Raw genomic sequence first — 2,232 nt, 5'->3', positions numbered from 1 at the left:
GGGGCAATGACGTCTTCTATCTGCAATTGGGCAGTACGTTCGAATAATGCCGAAATGATGCCAATTTGTTAACTCTGATTGAGGGTGTTCAATTAATTTTCAAAAAATACCAGTCTGTTTAATTGGTTACGATTTTGTGGTGAATAAGTAAACAGGGTTTGGATTTTAATTAGTCGTTAAAACTTATATAGTGGGGAGCACCCTACGGGGTGTCCCGCAAGGACGATCGCCGCGAGCGTGGGCGAACCCCAAAAAAAGACCAAAGAGGAATTAGTCGTGCTTGAAACATACCGTAAACACGTCGCAGAACGTGCCGCCGAGGGCGTGGTTGCCAAACCTCTGGATGCAGAGCAGGTCGCCGCCCTGGTTGAGCTGCTCAAGAACCCGCCCGCTGGCGAAGAAGACTTTCTGAAAGAGCTGTTGTCCTCCCGTATTCCCCCCGGTGTTGATGAAGCGGCCTATGTCAAAGCCGGTTTCCTCACCGCCGTCGCCAAGGGCGAAGCCCAATCTCCCATCCTGACTGCCGCCGAAGCTGTTGAGCTGCTGGGCACTATGCAGGGTGGTTACAACATTCAACCGCTGATCGACCTGCTGGATCATGCCACTCTGGCGCCGCTTGCCGCCAAGGGGCTCTCCCACACCCTGCTGATGTTTGACTCTTTCCACGACGTGGAAGAGAAGGCCAAGGCGGGCAATGTCCACGCCAAACAGGTGATGCAGTCCTGGGCTGATGCCGAGTGGTTCCTCTCTCGCCCGGAGCTGGCCGAGAAGATCACTGTCACCGTGTTCAAGGTGACCGGCGAAACCAACACCGACGACCTCTCTCCGGCACCGGACGCCTGGTCCCGCCCGGACATTCCGCTGCACGCGCTGGCGATGCTGAAAAACGCCCGTCCCGGCATTACTCCGGACAAGGATGGCGCCGTCGGTCCCATCAAGACCATCGATGCCCTGAAAGAGAAAGGCTTCCCGCTGGCTTATGTGGGTGACGTGGTCGGTACTGGCTCTTCCCGTAAATCCGCCACCAACTCGGTGCTCTGGTTCATGGGCGACGACATTCCGTTCGTGCCGAACAAGCGCGCTGGCGGTGTCTGTCTGGGTGGCAAGATTGCCCCGATCTTCTTCAACACCATGGAAGATGCCGGCGCTCTGCCCATCGAGGTGGATGTCTCCAAGCTGGAGATGGGCGATGTGATCGATATCTACCCCTATGCCGGCAAGATCTGCAAACACGGCACCGAACAGGTGCTGGCGCAGTTTGAACTGAAAACCGACGTGCTGATCGACGAAGTGCGCGCCGGTGGCCGTATCCCGCTGATCATCGGTCGCGGCCTGACTGACAAGGCCCGCGAGGCGCTGGGTCTGCCGTTCTCCACCGTATTCCGTCGCCCGCAGCCGGTGGCCGATACCGGCAAAGGCTTCACCCTGGCCCAGAAGATGGTCGGCAAGGCGTGCGGCGTGAAGGGCATTCGCCCCGGCACCTACTGCGAGCCCAAGATGACCACGGTCGGCTCCCAGGACACCACGGGCCCGATGACCCGCGACGAGCTGAAAGACCTGGCCTGCCTCGGCTTCTCCGCCGATCTGACCATGCAGTCCTTCTGCCATACCGCAGCCTATCCCAAGCCCATCGACGTACAGACTCACCATACCCTGCCGGACTTCATCATGAATCGCGGCGGTGTCTCTCTGCGTCCGGGTGATGGCGTCATCCACTCCTGGCTGAACCGCATGCTGCTGCCGGATACCGTGGGTACCGGTGGTGACTCCCACACCCGTTTCCCCATCGGTATCTCCTTCCCGGCGGGCTCTGGCCTCGTAGCCTTTGCCGCCGCCACCGGCGTGATGCCGCTGGATATGCCGGAATCTGTGCTGGTGCGCTTCACGGGCGAACTGCAACCGGGCATCACCTTGCGTGATCTGGTTCATGCCATCCCCTACGCCGCCATCCAGAAAGGGCTGCTGACGGTCGAGAAAGCGGGCAAGAAGAACATCTTCTCCGGCCGCATCCTCGAGATCGAAGGTCTGCCGACCCTGAAGGTGGAACAAGCCTTCGAGCTGGCTGACGCCAGCGCCGAGCGCTCCGCTGCCGGTTGCACCATCAAGCTGGATAAAGAGCCGATCATCGAGTATCTGAAGTCCAACATCGTGATGCTGAAATGGATGCTCTCCGAAGGCTACGGCGATGTACGCACCATCACCCGTCGCATCAAGGGGATGGAAGAGTGGCTG

General features: G+C 59.1%; 1 protein-coding gene. It reads left to right on the top strand.

Annotated features, from left to right (window positions below):
* Positions 1-276 precede the first annotated feature (276 nt).
* Positions 277-2,232, top strand: a 1,956-nt coding sequence (locus DBR30_RS02715; RefSeq protein WP_108588176.1) for a bifunctional aconitate hydratase 2/2-methylisocitrate dehydratase, incomplete at its 3' end; no start/stop codon positions are given.

The sequence above is a fragment of the Aeromonas sp. HMWF017 genome, assembly GCF_003061465.1.
GTDB lineage: Bacteria > Pseudomonadota > Gammaproteobacteria > Enterobacterales > Aeromonadaceae > Aeromonas > Aeromonas veronii.
Note: the sequence above shows the minus strand (reverse complement) of the source record. Positions and strands in the feature narration are given on the sequence as shown.